The organism is Chitinophaga sp., assembly GCF_036569125.1.
GTDB lineage: Bacteria > Bacteroidota > Bacteroidia > Chitinophagales > Chitinophagaceae > Chitinophaga.
Genome location: NZ_DATCRF010000365.1, coordinates 1 through 17,779, shown reverse-complemented (window position 1 = coordinate 17,779; position 17,779 = coordinate 1). Strand labels below are relative to the sequence as shown.

General features: G+C 50.3%; 11 protein-coding genes. 9 read left to right on the top strand and 2 right to left on the bottom strand.

All coding sequences use genetic code 11. The features are described 5' to 3' along the window. Nucleotides 1-509 precede the first annotated feature (509 nt). Nucleotides 510-866, top strand: coding sequence for a winged helix-turn-helix transcriptional regulator (locus VIM87_RS13540; protein ID WP_089906776.1), 357 nt, complete (start codon nucleotides 510-512; stop codon nucleotides 864-866). A gap of 240 nt (nucleotides 867-1,106) precedes the next feature. Here the strand turns inward: VIM87_RS13540 and VIM87_RS13535 are convergent, their stop codons facing one another. Together VIM87_RS13535 and VIM87_RS13530 are read right to left on the bottom strand one after the other, a co-directional pair. Then, entirely contained in the window at nucleotides 1,107-2,957 is a 1,851-nt protein-coding gene (locus VIM87_RS13535; protein ID WP_331997514.1) for a gamma-glutamyltransferase family protein, read from the bottom strand. 78 nt (nucleotides 2,958-3,035) lie between these two features. Next, nucleotides 3,036-4,064: an endo alpha-1,4 polygalactosaminidase gene (locus VIM87_RS13530; protein ID WP_331997513.1), complete on the bottom strand. Its 1,029-nt coding sequence runs from the start codon at nucleotides 4,062-4,064 to the stop codon at nucleotides 3,036-3,038. Between the two features lie 568 nt (nucleotides 4,065-4,632). Here VIM87_RS13530 and VIM87_RS13525 point away from each other — a divergent pair. From VIM87_RS13525 to VIM87_RS13490, 8 genes are all read left to right on the top strand, one after another. Further along, on the top strand, nucleotides 4,633-7,638 hold the full coding sequence (locus VIM87_RS13525) for a SusC/RagA family TonB-linked outer membrane protein (protein ID WP_331997512.1): 3,006 nt from the start codon (nucleotides 4,633-4,635) through the stop codon (nucleotides 7,636-7,638). 11 nt (nucleotides 7,639-7,649) lie between these two features. Further along, entirely contained in the window at nucleotides 7,650-9,125 is a 1,476-nt protein-coding gene (locus VIM87_RS13520; RefSeq protein ID WP_331997511.1) for a RagB/SusD family nutrient uptake outer membrane protein, read from the top strand. An 11-nt stretch (nucleotides 9,126-9,136) separates the two neighbouring features. Beyond that, nucleotides 9,137-10,300: a carbohydrate-binding protein gene (locus VIM87_RS13515; RefSeq protein WP_331997510.1), complete on the top strand. Its 1,164-nt coding sequence runs from the start codon at nucleotides 9,137-9,139 to the stop codon at nucleotides 10,298-10,300. Between the two features lie 11 nt (nucleotides 10,301-10,311). Continuing rightward, on the top strand, nucleotides 10,312-11,349 hold the full coding sequence (locus VIM87_RS13510) for a DUF5007 domain-containing protein (protein WP_331997509.1): 1,038 nt from the start codon (nucleotides 10,312-10,314) through the stop codon (nucleotides 11,347-11,349). Nucleotides 11,350-11,360: 11 nt separating this feature from the next. After that, a complete protein-coding gene (locus VIM87_RS13505) occupies nucleotides 11,361-14,594 on the top strand; it encodes a SusC/RagA family TonB-linked outer membrane protein (protein ID WP_331997508.1) in 3,234 nt (1,077 codons plus the stop codon). Nucleotides 14,595-14,614: 20 nt separating this feature from the next. Further along, nucleotides 14,615-16,105 (top strand): RagB/SusD family nutrient uptake outer membrane protein, encoded by a 1,491-nt coding sequence (locus VIM87_RS13500; protein ID WP_331997507.1) that lies wholly within the window; start codon nucleotides 14,615-14,617, stop codon nucleotides 16,103-16,105. Nucleotides 16,106-16,115: 10 nt separating this feature from the next. Continuing rightward, nucleotides 16,116-16,811, top strand: coding sequence for a fasciclin domain-containing protein (locus VIM87_RS13495; protein WP_331997506.1), 696 nt, complete (start codon nucleotides 16,116-16,118; stop codon nucleotides 16,809-16,811). A 12-nt stretch (nucleotides 16,812-16,823) separates the two neighbouring features. Beyond that, nucleotides 16,824-17,779, top strand: a 956-nt coding sequence (locus tag VIM87_RS13490) for an IPT/TIG domain-containing protein (RefSeq protein ID WP_331997505.1), incomplete at its 3' end; no start/stop codon positions are given.

Genomic DNA, 17,779 nt, shown 5'->3' with positions numbered 1-17,779 from the left:
CTGTTATGGGCGCCATCAGCCTATAGCAGCCGGATCCTGTACGGATACCGGGAGGAAACCGGCGCTGTTCAGAGGCAGCGCCGGGCCTCCGGTATTAAAACAATCAATATTAAAAACTGTCCTGTCCTGATGTTCACTGCCCTTTTTTAAAGGCGGTTTGGTGTGCTGCTGATCCCCGCGCCTGCTGCGGGTTCCCTGCAAAACATTGCGCGGAAACCGCAGCTGCAAAAATTGCCGGGCAACCATTGCTGACGCGTATGCCAGTTAAAATGTCCTATAGTGTGCTCTGCAGCCGGGCGCCGTCCGTTTATGTAATTCCCGTTTGATATCTGGATCTATTCTCCTACATTGCTCAAACTATTACACACGGAAGGCAAACCGGATCTGAGAGAGCATGTTTTAAAGCAGGGTTTCCGTTCCTACAATTCACTGTTACAAAGCAAGCATATCCAGCTTACCTGTGCAATAACTCATTATTTAAATAGTAACTACTTAAATAAATATTTTTTATGGCTGAAAGGAAGGTCAATTCAACTAACTACCAGAATCAAGCTTTCCTGGAAAGTAAGTGTACGCTAAATGAGCTGCTGGTATTATTAAGCCGGCGCTGGTTTACGGAGATCCTTTTCTGTATTGAGGAAGGCAACAGCCGTTTCTCCGGTATCAAGGAAGAGCTGTCGCCTATTACGGATCATATACTGGCAGACCGTTTAAAGCTGCTGGAAAAAAACACGCTCATCAACCGGCAACACTTTCCGGAAGTACCTCCTAAAGTGGTTTACACGCTTACCAAGAAGGGAGAAGAACTATGCGCATTGCTGGAAAAGCTGTGTGATTTTTCGGGGACTATTCCGAATATTTGTTGAGGCGCGCTTCGCGCAGTCCATGGTCGATGGTCCTATAGTCCATAGCCTACCTTAATGTAACAGGTTATACGCTAACAGATAGCTATTAGCTGCTCATAACGCAAACATGCCTCATGAGCTATGCAGTAAACTATTGTCCGCAAACCATAGACAAATACACATTACCGCGCTAACCATTCATATGCAGCAGTCCATGGACCATCGACTATGGACCATGGACCGCTGCGCTTCGCGCAGCACCTACCACCCGATCCCATAATCTTCCCCGTGGTTGCTGGAGCCGCCCCAGAAGCTGCCGTGCTGCCAGTCGAAGTAAATGGCATTAATGGGGCCTGAGGTACGCTCCTGGTAATCTATCTTATATCCTAATTGCTTTAACTCTTTCCGTGTCCAGAAGGGTGTGTTCTGCTGCAGGGTTAAGCCGCCGGGTTTGCGCTCGTGCGCGCCAAAAGAGGAGTACATCTGGTAGCTGTTAAAGTTGGCGGCTTCTACGGCTTCCTGCACATTCATACCAAACTCCACTACGTTCAGGAAAAATTGCAGCAGGTTCTGATCCTGGCTGTCGCCGCCCTGCACCGCAAAAGACAGGTACGGCTTACCATCTTTCAACGCCAGTGTAGGCGTAAGCGTTACCTTCGGATGTTTGCCGGGCTCCATTACATTAAAGGGGCTTTCCTTTTCATCCAGCACAAAGCTTTGCATACGCTGGCTCATCCCTACCCCGGTGTGGCCCGCAATAGTGGCCGGTAACCAGCCGCCGCTGGGCGTTACAGATACTACCCATCCCTCCGCATCCGCGGCTTCTACGGAGGTGGTGCCGCTCAGGAATGTTTGCAGGAAGGGATCATCCAAACCATGAATGGGCTCATCCGGCTTATACACCGCGGTATGGCCCCAGGTTTTTAACAGGTTAAAATAAGGGTTCTGCTTACCACCGCCTTCGAAGGGGTAGGGATCGCCAGGGCCTATCATAGTATCATTCTGCTCCTGGTTAATGCTGCGGGCGCGCTCCTTTGCATATGCTTTGGAAAGCAGGCCTTTCATAGGCTCTTCCGGCGGAAAGTAGGGATCACCGTAATAAAAATCCCGGTCGGCAAAAGCCATGCTCATAGCCTGGTACACGGTATGTATGTAGCGGGTGGAGTTGTAGCCCATGCCTTTCAGGTCAAAATTTTCCAGGATGTTCAGCGCCTGCAGCAAGGCCGGCCCTTGTGTCCATTGGGAAAGCTTGTACACTTCAATGCCTTTGTAGGTAACCATCATGGGCTCTTCGATATGCACTTTCCAGTTGGCCAGGTCGGGCAGGGTAATAAGGCCGCCCTGCTCCTGGCAGCCGCGTACAAATTCCTGTGCAATATCGCCTTTATAAAAACGGTCGTAGGCCGCATACAGCGCCTCTTTGCGGGACCGGCCCTTTTTCAGCGCTGCCTGTTCCGCATCCACCAGCTTCTGCAAAGTAGCTAACAGGTCCTGCTGGCGAAAAATTTCACCGGCATCAGGCGCTACGCGCGCACGGTCAGGATGTGTGAAGAACACCTGTTTGGAGTATGGCCATTGTGTGATCCACTTTTTGTATTCCTGGATGGCGTTGGCGGTTTGCCCTTCTATGGGATAGCCTTTGGCCAGCTCCATGGCAGGGGCCAGCACCTCTTTCAAACTTTTGGTGCCATACTCCGCCAGCATGGTAATAATGCCGCCCGGTGTGCCGGGGGTTACGGCCGATAGTGGTCCGTACTCCGGCGGGTACTGCATGTTCTTTTGCTTATAAAAAGCAGGAGTAGCACCGGTGGGCGCTACTCCTAATGCATTAATGCCAATTACTTTTTTTGTTTTCGGATTATAGATGAGGGCCTGTGTTTCGCCACCCCAGCTCAATACATCCCACATGGTGGAGGTAGCGGCTATCATGGCGCAGGCAGCATCTACCGCGTTACCGCCCTGCTGAAAGATCATGGAGCCGGCCGTTGCCGCCAGCGGCTTGCCGGTAATGGCCATCCAGTGCTGGCCGTGCAGAACAGGTTTTTGGGTGGCCTGGCAAAATACCAGCAGGGGCAGGCATAACAATAACAGGGTGAGTGGATATTTCCTCATAGCAATAGATTATTGGTTGCGATACCAATAAAATTACTGCTTTGTTAATTGTTAAACCTGCAAAATAGATGAACGGTCCTACCGGTTCTCGAAATAATCAAAAGCATCAATAATATCCAGGTAGGCGCCATCAAAATGGCTGTTCAATATTTTTTTCAGGTAAGAGCTGTCGTTACCGAATATTACGCTTTTCCAGTCGGCATTCCAGTACTCTACATAGTAGTTGCCTTTCCAGTTGGGATCTTCTGCGCTGATGAAAGGTGGATTACCCACGCGCCAGCCTGTTTGCCAGTAGTAACGGTAATCCTCTGCTTCGCCAATAGACAGGTAGCAGATCACCAGGCGCTTACCACCGTTGGCTTTGGTTTTCAGCCGGTCTATTTCTGCTGCAGTGAAAGGATTGTTGCTGCCAATGAACAGGTCCATCAGCACTACGTCATAATTAGTAGCTGCAACGGCATTAATGAACTGGGTCTTGCTGGAATAGTTCTCAGGATTAATAAGGTAAAGGAAATTTTTTGCCTGCGACAGGCTGGTAATATTATTAGAGTTCACACCATATGGTTGTACGGGGTAGCCGGGAATATTATTCAGCTCCCGGTGGTTGGCGGCAAAAGAAGTATAGCCGTTGGTGTTATTGCTGCTGTAAGACTTGTCCATATTAGTCTTGCTGCTGCAATAATCGGTAACCAGCACCTTTTTGCTTGCCTTAATGCGGTTCAGGAATTCACGCAGGTACAGGTTGTCATTAGAAGGTGTGGGCACATTATCATCGGTGTAGCCATAGAAAAGGTCTTCCTGGCCTACACCATCAATAGCCTGGATGTACGATTGGGCCAGTGTTCCATTACTTTCACCGTTGGTGGTAATAAGCTCGATACCGTTCTGCGGGATAATGGCAAACTGCGGGTTTTGTGCTTTTGCATACTGGCTGATGCCGATCACAAAATTGCGCATCTCCTCCCGGTAATCAATTACAGCGATCGAAGCTTTTTCTTTGGAGGAAGGTGTGGAGGGTAATGCGGGCTCCGGTACATCGGAATGGGAACAGGCTGTTAAGCCTGAAATGATCACCAGCGCTACAGCCAGCGGGTAAATGGTTTTCATAAAGATAGGGTTTGATGATTTTTCTATAAACGTTCCATCGCTCAAAATGTTATACAGCTATAATAAATTAAAACTGTCTTGAGTTATAAGTAATAGTTATTCAGCAACTACGAAATCCAAAATGAAAAATAATTGTTAAAAAAAATTATGAAAAATCGTTTTAGCTAATTAAATTGTGAGCACAACCGATTGAAGAACTAAATGTATGTAGTAGGATTTCGTTTAAAGGCCCACGTCAGCAGTGTAATCCCGATTCCGCGTTATCAGCCCAACTAACAATGCCTTGAAAACTGATCCAGAGCCTATTTCCATAAGAATGTTTATCACCGTAAAGCACATTTTAAAATTCCACAATTCTAGCACATGCAGGTTCAAACTTTACTAGCAAATGGCCATCCTATCCGTATGCCCGTACCTCAGCGGTACGCATCTCCACCATCGCTTTTACAACATCCGCTATTGATCTATTACAAGGTCGGTAGCTAAATCTGTTTCCGTAAAGCAACATTATTAAGCCCGGTGTAAGCGCAAGCTTACGCACAGGGTTTGTATTGCCAAATCTTCACTTATGACAACACAATGTTACGTCATCCCACGAAACGGGGTGGCAGGGGCCATTGTCTGCTTACTGCTGTCTGCCGGCAGTTATGCGCAAAGCGTGTACAAGAGCAAAGACACCAGCAGTATTTCGTCTTCCACAGACAGTATCAGCTGGTTAAAAAAAATACCGCTGCAGGCCAGGGACACTATTGGACACTTACCAAATAATGAGCTCTTCCTTTACAACAACAAGGCAGGCGCCATATCCAGCGTGAATATGGACGAGGTAAGAAAAATGCCTTACAACAGCATTGACCAGATGCTGAACGGCAGGGTAACGGGGGTGGATATACGCACACCCAGCGCAGAACCCGGCAAACGTACCAGCGTATTTATCAGGGGTACCTCCACCTTACTGCTAAAGAACAGTGACCTGTTCTACGCACAGCCTACTTATATTGTAGATGGGGTGCCGCTGATGCCGGAACATGCCTTCCCGTACGACATACAGCGTTTTGATTTCAACCGCCTGGGAACAGAAAGCAACCTGCTCTCTTTCCTGGATGTAAATGATATTGCCAGCATAGAAGTGCTGAAAGATTTTGCAGCCAGCGCCAAATACGGCCCCCTGGCCGCTAACGGCATTATCAACATCACCACCAAAGGCCCGCGCTCAGGGCGCATGAAGGTATCGGTAAATTCCTGGATAGGCCTTTCCATTAAACCAACGATAAACACGGTGAACGGCGAGTATGAGCGCAACTTCCGCATGCCTTTTTACCAGAAATACGCCAATGAATCGCAATGGCGCAATTTTCCGCGGTACCTGGCAGACTCCACACAGGCGCGCTACTTTGGGGCAGCAGACTGGGACGACCTTTATTACCGTAATGCTTTAAGCAATGGTATACAAGCCGCTGTAAGCGGCGGCAACCGCCTGGCCAACTTCCGCTTTAGCCTGGGCCGCACCGCACAACAAGGCGTGGCAGACCATACAGCCATGAACCGGTACGACATTAATTTCGGTATTAACCTGATGCCGGTAAGGAACCTCATGCTCACCACCTTTATTAACGGCGCCACGCTTACCCGCACCCGTAATGAATTTATCCGGGACCGAGCCGGTGATGAGGACTACCTGGTGAACTTTGAAAACCCGCCATCACCCAACAAACAATACTTACAGCCGTATTACACGTACCTGAAAGACGGGCTGAACCGCAACCGGAACAATAATGCGCGCATCCTTGCCAACCTGCATTATACACTTGGTGCTGACTGGGCGCTGAACACCCGCTTCAGCATTGACTATGGGCAAAACTTCCGGGACCTGTTTATTCCCACCACCATCAATGACGGTAATAACTTCGTATCCAACTTCGACGGCTTAAGCCGGCGTATGGTGCTGGATAACTCCATACGGTACGATCATACTTTTGTAAATAAGCACCATATAGATGTAACGCTGGGGCAATACGCACAGTGGGACAAGTGGCGCTATGATTACGGCAAAGCTTATAAAGGCCGCAGTGATTATATTAAGATCTACAAACCGGGCGACGACTCCAATAAGGAAGGCGTATTCGGCAACCTGCGCCTGCAGGCTAACTATAAGGACTATACGCAAAGCAATGTAGCATCCTTTTACACCAACGTAGGGTATAATTACCTGGAAAAATATTTTGTGAACCTGTACCTGCGGGAAGATGGCAGCTCGAACGTACCATCGGAGAGCCGCTGGCTGTTCTCTCCCACCTTATCCGCAGCCTGGAAGATCAGCAATGAAGAATTTCTGCACGGCTCACGCTGGCTAAGCACTTTGAACCTGCGAGCCAGCTACGGCCGTGTGGGACGTGTATTAATGGATGAGTATTACAAAGGCGGCCCCATTTATAATGTGGACATTGGCTGGGATGGCAACCCCAACACAGCTACCTACAACGCCTTTCCCGCCATTAACGCGGCCTTTGGCACCGGTTATGTAACCAGCAATTTAAAATGGCCTTATGTTGAGCAGCTGAATGTTGGCCTGGATGTAGGTTTGCTGAACGACCGCATTCATGCTACGCTGGATGTGTACTCCAAAACAGACCGCGACCTGCTGCTGAAAATTCCCGTGATGGAAGAAACCGGGTATACCGGCCTTGTTAAGAACGGGATGGACATCCGTAACTACGGTTATGAGGTGGCCATTGATGCAGATGTGATCCGCGGCAGCAAATTCCAGTGGAGCACCGGCATCTCGGCCTATACCAATCAGAACAAGCTGCTGGCTATGCCGGATGGCATTACCGATATGGTGATAGGCAACCACCGCCTGCTGGTAGGCAAACCAACAGACCGTTACTGGCTGCTGATCAACGATGGTATTTATAACAGCGATGCAGAGGTTCCCACCAACCCATCCAACGGCCATAAAATGACGTACCAGGGCGCCGCCCTGCATGCAGGCGATCCCAAATGGAAAGACCTGAACGGCGATTACGTGATCAATGATGCTGACCGTGTAATGAAAGGGCGGCAGGCGCCGGCAATACAAGGCTATTTCAGCAATACCTTCCGTTACAAACAGCTGGAGCTGCAGGTACAGTGCAATTACGCTTTTGGCCGCAAGATCATCAACCAGGCCATGGCCGACCATTTTGATTTTGCGCAGCGCGAAGGGCTGGATGATGTAAAAGGTATTAAAGAAGTGAACTACTGGTCTAAGATAGACGGCGATTACAACAAGTACCCGCTGTATAATCCCTGGAGCGCTGTAAATGCCTACCAGCCGGACCAGACGCTGTTCCTGGAAGACGGCTCTTTCATAAAGCTGCGTTCCGTTACGCTCACCTATAACCTGAACACTCCCTGGATGCGGCGCGCCGGTATTGAGCAGCTGCGCGTTTATGGCACCGCCAATAACATATGGACCTGGACGCGCTACTCCGGTGGCGACCCCGAAGCGGTGGACTACTTTGGCTATGACCAGGGTTATTACAACTGGGCAGCACCGCGCAGCTTTACGTTAGGTTTCAACTTTCAATTCTAAAAACTATTGCCATGCGATATACAATAGTGATCTTATCGGGTTTGTTGCTGCTGGGCAGCTCCTGCAGTAAAATGCTGGACCAGCCCTCCAAACGCGCGCTTACAGAAGAGAACATGTGGCAGAATAAAAATGATGCCCGTGCCGCTGTTTATGGCTGCTATGCCCTGATACGCGCCGCGTTAATGAATGAAAATGCCCACTGGGTATATGGCGATCTGCGGGGCGGCGACTTCCGCGTTACCAAACGCGGCGACCTGCAGGCGCTGGTGGATAATAACCTGAACGCCAGCTATGCCACTACCGATCAATGGCGCGACTGGCGCCGGTTTTACGCCGCCATTGCCCAATGCAACCTGGCCATTGAAAAATTGCCTGAAGTGCCCAAACGCGATTACCGCTACTCTAACAATGATATGGAGCTGGACCGCTCGCAGGTACGTTTCCTGCGGTCCTTTCTCTATTATTATATTGTAAGGGTGTGGGGCGATGTGCCTTTAATTTCCAGCCCGCCCAACGGCACGTTTACGCCTACCCCAAGAACCAACCAGCAGCAGGTGCTGGACTTTGCCATACAGGATGCGCTGGCTGCTGCCTACGGCCTGCCGTGGAAGTACAATGGCCAGTCGCCGGAGCAGCAAGGCGATTACCAGGGCCAGGGTGAAGGCCACCATACAGATATTTCCGCTACCCGCGGTATGGCCTATACCTTACTGGCGCACCTGTATGCCTGGAAAGGCGATTATGCCAATGCCCTGCAAAACACACGTGCTGTAATAGATAACCAGGGGCAAACCGGTTACAACTTTGTAAGCACCGCCGATCTTACCCGCCTGGATGGCTCTTTCCGCGGCCGTGGCTTCAGCAATATTTTCCAGATAGACCTCAACTTTGACCACGCAGAATACTCCACTACCGGGCAGCTGGAAGACTGGACACTGCGCTCACCGGATATTCCCAAAAGCGAATCCGAGATCTATATACCCAAAGACAGCATCCTGAGTATTTACAGTGAAAGCGGCGATCAGCGCGCTACCCTGTTCTTTGATCAGCTGAATGATGCCTACCCGGTGTTCTATAAAATGAAGCAGGTGAACAGCGCGGTAAAAAATCCGACACTCCGCTTTTATACATCCGCCATCATCATTTTCCGGTATGAGGAGCTGTACCTGCTGCAGGCAGAATGTAAAGCGCGTTTAGGCATGTCCGATGCAGTAGGTGATCTTAACAGCATACGCACCCGCCGCGGTTTAAAAACACTGCCCGGCAATCCCACGCAGGAAGCCCTGCTGGATGCCATTTTCCTGGAACGCAGGCGTGAGCTGATAGGCGAAGGCTGGTACTGGTTTGACCTGATACATTTCAACAAAGTATCGCGGTACACCCAATTCACCCAGGCCGATGTAAATAATGGCGCTGCTTACTGGCCTGTGTCTAAACAGGCACTTTCCACCAACAGCGCGCTGGTACAAAATAATTTCTGGAAATAATGTTTGCTGTTATGAAAATGAGCTTACAACAATTCACCGCGCGGAGTACCTGCCCACAATGGTACACCGGCGCCCTGCTGTTGCTGCTGGTGATAGCGGGTTGTAAAAAAGATAATACTTACCGCAATGCCAAACCCACGGCAGAAGTGCCGGTAAACACCTATGACTTCCTGAAAAGTCAGCAGGGTTTGTATGATACCTTATTATACCTGGTTGATAAAGCCGGCCTTACAGATACGCTGAAAAAGGAGAACATCACTTTTTTTGCGCCGCAGGATTACAGCATTAAAACTGCGCTGTACAACCTGAACTTCAGCCGGGGTAAATATGGCTTTAAAGGCGACTGGACGCTGGACAGCGTACCCGCAGCCGTATGGGATACGCTGCTGCGCCGCTACATGATGCGGGGTAAGGTAGGCGCCGACTCCCTGCAGTATGCAGATGGGGTGATGCTGAACACCCTGGCCTATAATTACCAGATGAACGGCAAGTCTGTACCCACAGCAGCTTCCGGCATCCAGAACGGCGGCCCGCTGGTATTACAGTACAGCGATATGAACCGCTCCCGCTTTATCAGGGACTGGTCAACCTCCATTACCCAAAGCATAGATCTTAAAACGGCTAATGGCTGGCTGCATGTGCTGGAAAGCAAACATGTATTCGGCTTTGTGTCGTTGGTGCCGATGGCTTTCCCGTATTCGCTGAACCCCATACAATCGCCCTACCTGGGATTACCATCTCCCATACCCGGCACTATTGAGTTTGAGGATTATGATGATGGCGGAGAGGGACTGGCTTACCATGATAATGACGGCGGCAACAACGGCAACCAGTACCGCACAGAAGCTGTGGATATCGAAAACTGCAGCGAAGGCACTTATAACGTGGGCTGGACCGGTGGTTCCGAATGGCTGGAATACACGGTAGAAGTAGCCGCAGACGGCGCTTATGCTGTTGCCCTGCGCATGGCATCCGGTGGTGGCGGCGGCAATTTCCGGCTGGAGTTTGACGGCGTAAACGTTAGCGGTACGGTGCATTGCAATGATACAGGCGGCTGGCAGAACTGGGTAACGGTAAATACCACGGTGAACCTTACTGCCGGTAAGCACATCCTGCGGTTCTATGAAGAATCCGGCGGTTACAATATCAACAAAATGACCTTCTACAAACTTTAATTCCCTGCATTATGCAACGTTATAAACCTTATCTGATCATGCTTCTGCTGCTGGCCACGGCCATGGCAGGATGCTACAAAAACATGGTGCCGGGTGAAAAGGATTTTTTCAGCACCAATATGAACTATAACCGGACCAACTTCCCGGTGAACTTAGGCCGTACGAACGTGTACTCCTATATTTTTAATGCGGACTATTCCACGCAGCCGCTCACCTTTACGCTGGAAAATGTACGCCATGCCGACAGCAGCGCTGCTCCGGAGCTGCTTGAAAAAGTAGCTACCCGGCAATGGAAAAACTATTACAGCGGCTTAGAAAAGACCATTGCGGAAATTGAAGACAAACGCAGCACCGTACAGGCGCCGGCGTTAGATATACGCCCGCACTCCGGTGAAATATTTTTCTGGAATACGGATTCCTCCCGCATTAAGCCCGGCATCTATTACTTTGATGTGCGTGTAAAAAATAATGGCGGTGAAAAAGTGTTCAAGAACATGGTGCTGGATGTGCGCCGCCCGCGCCCTTATGAGCCGTATGAGTTTGACGATATCACCGGCATCCGCAAAGCATGGGACCAGGGCGGCATTACGCACCCCGACCTTAGCGGCGTGGTAGATCAATTTAACCTGAACCTGCCCCGGGATAGTGTGAATGTATACTTCCGCAAAACAGATATAAAAGGCAATACGCTTACGTTTAAAATCTTTGATAAGGATTCTGTAGCCATTCCCTTTTCCAATTTCAACCTCACACAATGGGACAGCCTGCGTTACCGCACCGGTTCAATCGGTTTGGATGTACCCTTTGGCTTTAACCGGCGTATGAGCGCTGACAGCACCATTCTTACCTATGATGTTACCAGCCCCTTTCCCATACTGGCCGATGTTTCCGGCAACTCGGACAAAGCCTATATCGCATTCCAGTATAACCGCGTATCCTTTGGGCACCGGTACAATGCAGGCATAGGGCTCAGCTTAGCCATTTATGAACCCGGCGACTGGGAAGTGGTGTTCAAGTTCAAGGTGAATCCAAAATTTCAGGACGATTAAAATTACTATGTATGTATAAATGTTATTACAACCTGCTGGTCTTACTGCTTATTCCCCTGCTGCTTTGCAGCAGCCAAGCCTTTGCCCAGCAAAACATTACTGTAAAAGGCAGGATCCAGGATGCCATTAGCCGTGAAGGGCTGCCCGGCGTTACCATCATAGATGTGCAGGCTAAAAAAGGCCTGGGCTTAACGGATGTACAGGGTAATTTTTCCTTTACCATACAGGAAGGCAGAACGGTACAGTTCCGTTTTGTGGGCTATAAGGATCAAACGCTGAAGGTTACCAAACCTACGCTGAACCTTTTCCTTTCACCGGAGAACCGTTCCCTGAAAGAGGCTGTGGTAGTGGGCTACCAGAAACGTACCAAGGAAACCGTATCCGGCTCAGTAGCCGTGATCTCCGGCAGGGACCTGCAGGATGTACCGGTATCCAGCGTGCAGGAGCTGTTACAGGGTAAGGTAGCCGGCTTAAATATCCAGAACAACACCGGCGCGCCGGGCTTCCGCGGCACGGTATCCATACGCGGTATTTCCCAGCTGAACATCACCGGCACCGGCGACCAGACTTACCTGGCTACCAATAACCCATTGCTGGTAATAGATAACGTACCGGTGGATTATGATGGCGGTTTTTCCCAGTCCATGTTACAACCAGGTGCTGCCACCGGGCCACTGGCGCTGATACCGCCGGATGACATACAATCCATCGAGATCATGAAAGATGCGCAGGCCACCTCACTGTACGGTTCCCGCGGCGCTAACGGTGTAATTGTAATTACCACCAAACGTGGTAACTCACCCACGCCGGTGATCGATGTGAACAGCAGTGTGTTCATTAACCTGGCCCCGCAGCTGCGGCCTACCTGGGGCGGCGCTCTGGAAAGGCAATACCGTATCAATTCCATTTTATATCACAGCCGCAATATCCAGGAAGCGCGCGACCGGCTGGAAGGCGCCCAGTTCCTCACAGATAGTTTGAACAGCTTTTACAATAACTCAACCAACTGGCAGGGGTTATTTTACCAAACTACCATCAACACACAGAACAACGTACAGATCAGCGGGGGCAATCCCAAGCTGAACTACAAGGCTAACATGGCGTACCAGCGTAACCAGGGTGTAATTAAGAACACCGGTTTTGACAAGTACAGCCTGAACATGCAGCTGAACATACAGCCCAGTCCAAAGCTGCGCATCAGCACCCAGCTGTTTGGCGCCTTAGGACAAAAGCAGCGCGGTAACGGCGGCGGCTTAACAGGCAATGGCGCCGGTAATGCCTTCACCTCCTCTCTGCTGCCCGGCCCTTCCCAGTTTGTAGGCAACCCGCAGTTTGACGGGTATGAGAATAATATGGATGATAACAACACCATTAACCTGCGCGGGTTTGTGGATATGGATTATGAGATCTTCCATAACATACGCGTAAACTCCATCACTTCTTACGACTATTATACAGATACCCGCGACCGCTTTAACCAGGCCTTTGCCAACAACAACCAAACCCTGTTGTATGGCTTTGTTGGGCGGCATGATGAGCTGAATACGCGTAACGGTATTAACTACAATTTCAGCAGCGACCCAGCCAATGTGGAAAGAGGGCATAACCTGTATGCGAGCCTGTTCAGTGAAGTGAATATTAAAACAGATAACCAGCACATACGCGATGTACGCAACGGGCCCAGTGATTATTTCTGGGGGCCGCGTGGTTACTCGCCCCGTTTTTATCCCGGTAACCCCTGGAATGACGGAGGTAATACCAACGATAATGGCACCAGCGTATCTTACCTGTACCATGCCTTATCCTGGGCCGGTTTTGTTTCCTATAACTTCCGCACCAAGTATAGTATAGACCTTTCTTACCGCCTGGATGGCAACTCATCGGCAGGTATCAATAACCCCTATACGAAAAACCCGGCCATTGGTTTGCGCTGGAACTTTGGTAAGGAAAACCTGATGCGGCGCTTTAACTGGCTGGACTATGGTTCCGTACGTGTAACCTATGGCTCCAACAGCCGTGCTGCTGCTACGCTGCCCAACTTCCTGGGCATTTACCAGGTGTATAACAACTATAACAACAGCCCGGCCATCGCACCCAATTTTGATGTAATGGCCAACCAATCTTTGGAGCCGGAAAAGTCGAACCAGTTCAACTTTGGTGTAGACCTGGGCCTGTTCAAAGGGCGGCTGGAATTTATTTATGATACCTACTTCAAAAAATCGTTTAACCTGATCCGTGATCTATACCTGCCCGATGTTACCGGTTTTAACCGCGTACAGGTAAATGGCGCCAGCGTGGTGAACTACGGGCATGAGCTTACGATCACTGCGCGGCCCATTTCCTCGCCCATCCAGCAGAATTTTCAATGGATGATAAGTGTGAACGGTGCATATAACCGTGGCGTGCTAACACAGCTGCCCGGCGGTGTACAGTTTTACCGGCAGGCGCAGGGCGCCCCCTATTATGAGGAGCTGGCGCTGAAAGTAGGCCGTAACCCCATCAGCAACTACCTGTATGAAACACAGGGCATTTACGCCAATACCAGCAATGTACCCGTAGACCCGGTGCGGGGCGTACGCTACAAATCATTCCGCGGCAACGGCACTCAGTATTTCCAGGGTGGCGATCCGCGCTGGCTGGATGTGAACGGCGATTATGCGCTGGATGATGCGGATGACAATGTGATCACCGGCAACCCCGATCCGCTGATAACAGGCGGTATCACCAACACCTTCAGCTACCGCAACTTTGCGCTGAACATTTTCTGCTCTTACCTTATTAAGCGCAGCATTATGAACAATGCCATGGCAGCGCGCTTATACCGTGCGCAGTACCCGGATGCCACCTACATTACCGGTACGGCAGAAGGGCCTGTGAACTATTATGACCTTAGCAAGATCAATTACTGGAAGAACCCCGGCGATAATGCGCAATACCCTGCTGTAGGCGACATTTTCCACGGGCAGGATGTAATACCCAACCGCCTGGATCAAACGCTGTTCCAGGAAGATGGTTCTTATTTTAAGCTGAACCAGGTAACGCTGAGCTACAGTTTCCGCAACCAGGAATTTATGCGGCGCCTGAAGATACGCATGCTCAGAACCTACTTCACGGCTTATAACGTAGCCATCTTTTCACCCTACTCCGGTCCTAACCCGGAAACGGTGACCTCGCTGGGCCGTGATGATATTAACGGGTACCCTTCTGCTACCAGCTTTGCGCTGGGCTTTGCGGTACAATTCTAACAATGTAAAAGATGAACATTATGCAAACACGCTTTAAAATAGGATTGCTCATCGGCTTGTTGGCATTTACTATGTCCTGCAAAAAGTTCCTGGAGGTGAAGCCGGTGGATACCCTCTCCGGCAGTGAGTTCTGGAAGAATGAGGATGATGCCCTGAAAGGTATTAACGGCGCGTACCGTCTGCTGCTGGATAAATTCCTGGAATCTACCCTGTACAATACAGGCGATTTCCGCGCCGGATGGTGGAACTGGTTTAACAAGCGCAACCTGGCCGCTTTGGGCCGTAATGATATGCTGGGCGGTGACCTTAACAGCTCAGATAATTCCGCCGGTCCTAAGAACTGGACACAGTTTTACAAGGCCATTGCTGCCGCCAATTTATGCATAGACCGTATACCCGGCATACAGGACCCCGGCTTTAGCGCGCAAAACCGTAAGGCGCTGGTAGCTGAAGCACGCTTTATACGCGCCTTTACCTACTTCTATATGGTACGGCTATACGGAGATGTGCCGCTGCAGCTGGATCCGTATGAAACGGCTATTAAACCCCGTGCAGATATGATCACCGTGCTGGATACCTGCATAGCGGACCTGCGCAGCTGCGAGCAGGACCTGCCCATTTCCTACGATGACCCTACCAACCGCGCAGTACGCGCTACCCGTGGCGGAGCGCTTACTTTAATGGCGCACATGTATATGTGGAAAGCCGGTTTTGATGCAGCGCACAAACAGGAGTGCTGGCAGCAAACCGCTGCATTGGGCAAGCAGGTAATGGACCTGGGCGTATACGAGCTGCTGCCTTATACCAAGGAAACCTTTCAAACCATTTTCAAAGGCCGTTCCCTGGAAGGTATTTTTGAGCTGTCGCTGGATATAAATTACGGCGTACAATTCCACTCGCTTATAGCGCAGTGGGTGTTGCATGAGCCTATTATTCACAGCAGCGGCGACCTGTATGGCGGCTTTGGTTCTGAGATCACACCGAAGCGTATATTCCTGGATAAGATCTATCCGGCTGGTGAGCCGGACAAACGTTTTGACCTGTGGTTTGATGATCCGTACAGTAATGCCAACCCGCAGTCGGCCATGTACCTGAAGTTCTCCTCCGTATCCAATCCATCCACACGCGACTATGATGCCAACTTCCTGATATTCCGTTATGCGGATCTGCTGCTGCTGCGTGCAGAAGCATTGGCCAACCTTGGCAACCAGGATGCAGAAGCCATTACGTTGCTGAATATGGTGCGCACCCGCGCCGGCGCCCGCAGCTACAGTGGTGGTGGCGGCCCTGCGCTGCAGGATGCCATTTTCCTGGAACGCGCTAAAGAGCTATGGGGCGAAGGGCATTTTTATTATGACCTGGTACGTACCGGCCGCGTAATGGACCGCAACCAGTGTGAGAACTACCTCACACCGGAACAGTTCCAGCGCCGCGCATGGACCTGGCCTATAGACCTGGGTGCGGTAAAGAACAATCCCCTGATCATACAAAATGAATTTTGGTCCAGATAAAAACTGTGTTATGAAAAAATTATGGTCCATTGCAGGCTTGCTGCTGCTCACCGTGCTGTTGTTCAATGCCTGTAAAAAAGATTATTACGTGGATGGCGGTTTAGCCAATCCCAAATACGACGGCAGCATTTATGATTACCTGAAAAATACGCCTTACTGGTTTGATACCATTACGTATATCATTGACCGTGCGGGCATGAAAGACATGCTGAACAACGATTCCGTTACTTTTTTCGCCCCTACGGACGATGCGGTGAAGGTAGTAATGAACGCCCTGAATGATTACCGTTACTTCAACGTGGAAGATTCCGTGCACCTGCAGGATATAGACCCGGAAGTATGGCGGCACTTCCTTTCCATGTACGTGCTGAAAGGGAAATACCTGGCCAAACAGTTTGCGCGGGTAGACCCTGTTAACGTATACGCCTATCCCGGTATTAACTATGTAATGGATGGGGGCTACATACTGAACATAGGCCTCATTTACCAGAACTACAATAATGTGGAAGCAGTGGGGGCCCGCATTATACGGCTAACAGACATTACTTACGACCCGCAGAATTTCCAGAACAACCCATCCACTATGATCGCCACTTCAGACATACAGCCCCGGAACGGTGTGCTGCATGTGCTGAACAACAACCATGTATTTGGTTTCCGGGGCGGCACTTTTGTACGGATGGCAGAACAATACCTGTTGAGATAAAAACATTACCAGATGAAAATACTTCGATTTTTTACAGGGATCATAATAGCCGGTATTTGCCTGCAGGCCTGCAGTAAGGATGATGTGGCCAGCAGCGGCAAAGACCCTTATAAGGATACGGTATCGCCGGCAATCCTCATCAGCAAGGGCGGTGTATTGCCGGACCGGGGACATATCAACGACGAGATCACTATCCGCGGCAAAGGGTTTAAGGCGCACCAGCAGGAGCTCTCCATATTGTTTAACGGGCAACCCGGTACGCTGATAGATGTAACCGATTCCAGCGTAAAAGTAAAAGTGCCCGTTTTTGCCAGCACCGGCAACATTACGGCACAGGTAGGGCAGCAGTATTTCTTTGGCCCCTTTTTCCGTGTAATGGGTGTTATGGAAACGGATACCGTATACCCCAGCTCCCGTGGCGCAGATAATACCATACAGGACATTATACCGGTAGAAGGCGGCAAATACCTGATAGTGGGCGATTTCACCAACTTTGACAATGCCAACATTGACGGGGGCGTGAACCGTGTAGCACGTATAAATGGCGATGGTACCATTGACCGTTCTTTCCGTTACGGAAAAAATACCGGCGCACCGGCAACCGTGGTAAGAGCCGCTGCCATGCCCGATGGCAGATACCTGGTAGCCGGCAGCTTTGCCAGCTATGAAGGGCTGCCTTATGTAAGCAGCATTGCACGCCTGTATAATACCGGCGGTTTGGAAACGGAAAATATAACACGGCCTTCCGGCAAAGTGCAGCCGGTATCTGCCCTGAAAGGCGGTGTATCGGGTGTGGTAACCGGTTTGCATTTACAGCAGGATGGGAAGATGATAGTAGTAGGTTACTTCCGTTATTATGTAAAGCCTAATTACAACCTGGTATCTGTAACGGGCGGCGACTCCCTGCACCTGGACTCTACCATGGTGAACTTTATGGCCCGCCTGCATCCGGATGGTACGCTGGACAC

Excerpts from the sequence above, each read along its gene's own strand:
- VIM87_RS13535 (WP_331997514.1), bottom strand. The coding sequence starts at position 2,957 with ATGAGGAAATATCCACTCACCCTGTTATTGTTATGCCTGCCCCTGCTG.
- VIM87_RS13540 (WP_089906776.1), top strand. The coding sequence starts at position 510 with ATGGCTGAAAGGAAGGTCAATTCAACTAACTACCAGAATCAAGCTTTC.
- VIM87_RS13520 (WP_331997511.1), top strand. The coding sequence starts at position 7,650 with ATGCGATATACAATAGTGATCTTATCGGGTTTGTTGCTGCTGGGCAGC.
- VIM87_RS13510 (WP_331997509.1), top strand. The coding sequence starts at position 10,312 with ATGCAACGTTATAAACCTTATCTGATCATGCTTCTGCTGCTGGCCACG.
- VIM87_RS13525 (WP_331997512.1), top strand. The coding sequence starts at position 4,633 with ATGACAACACAATGTTACGTCATCCCACGAAACGGGGTGGCAGGGGCC.
- VIM87_RS13505 (WP_331997508.1), top strand. The coding sequence starts at position 11,361 with ATGTATAAATGTTATTACAACCTGCTGGTCTTACTGCTTATTCCCCTG.
- VIM87_RS13500 (WP_331997507.1), top strand. The coding sequence starts at position 14,615 with ATGCAAACACGCTTTAAAATAGGATTGCTCATCGGCTTGTTGGCATTT.
- VIM87_RS13515 (WP_331997510.1), top strand. The coding sequence starts at position 9,137 with ATGAAAATGAGCTTACAACAATTCACCGCGCGGAGTACCTGCCCACAA.
- VIM87_RS13495 (WP_331997506.1), top strand. The coding sequence starts at position 16,116 with ATGAAAAAATTATGGTCCATTGCAGGCTTGCTGCTGCTCACCGTGCTG.
- VIM87_RS13530 (WP_331997513.1), bottom strand. The coding sequence starts at position 4,064 with ATGAAAACCATTTACCCGCTGGCTGTAGCGCTGGTGATCATTTCAGGC.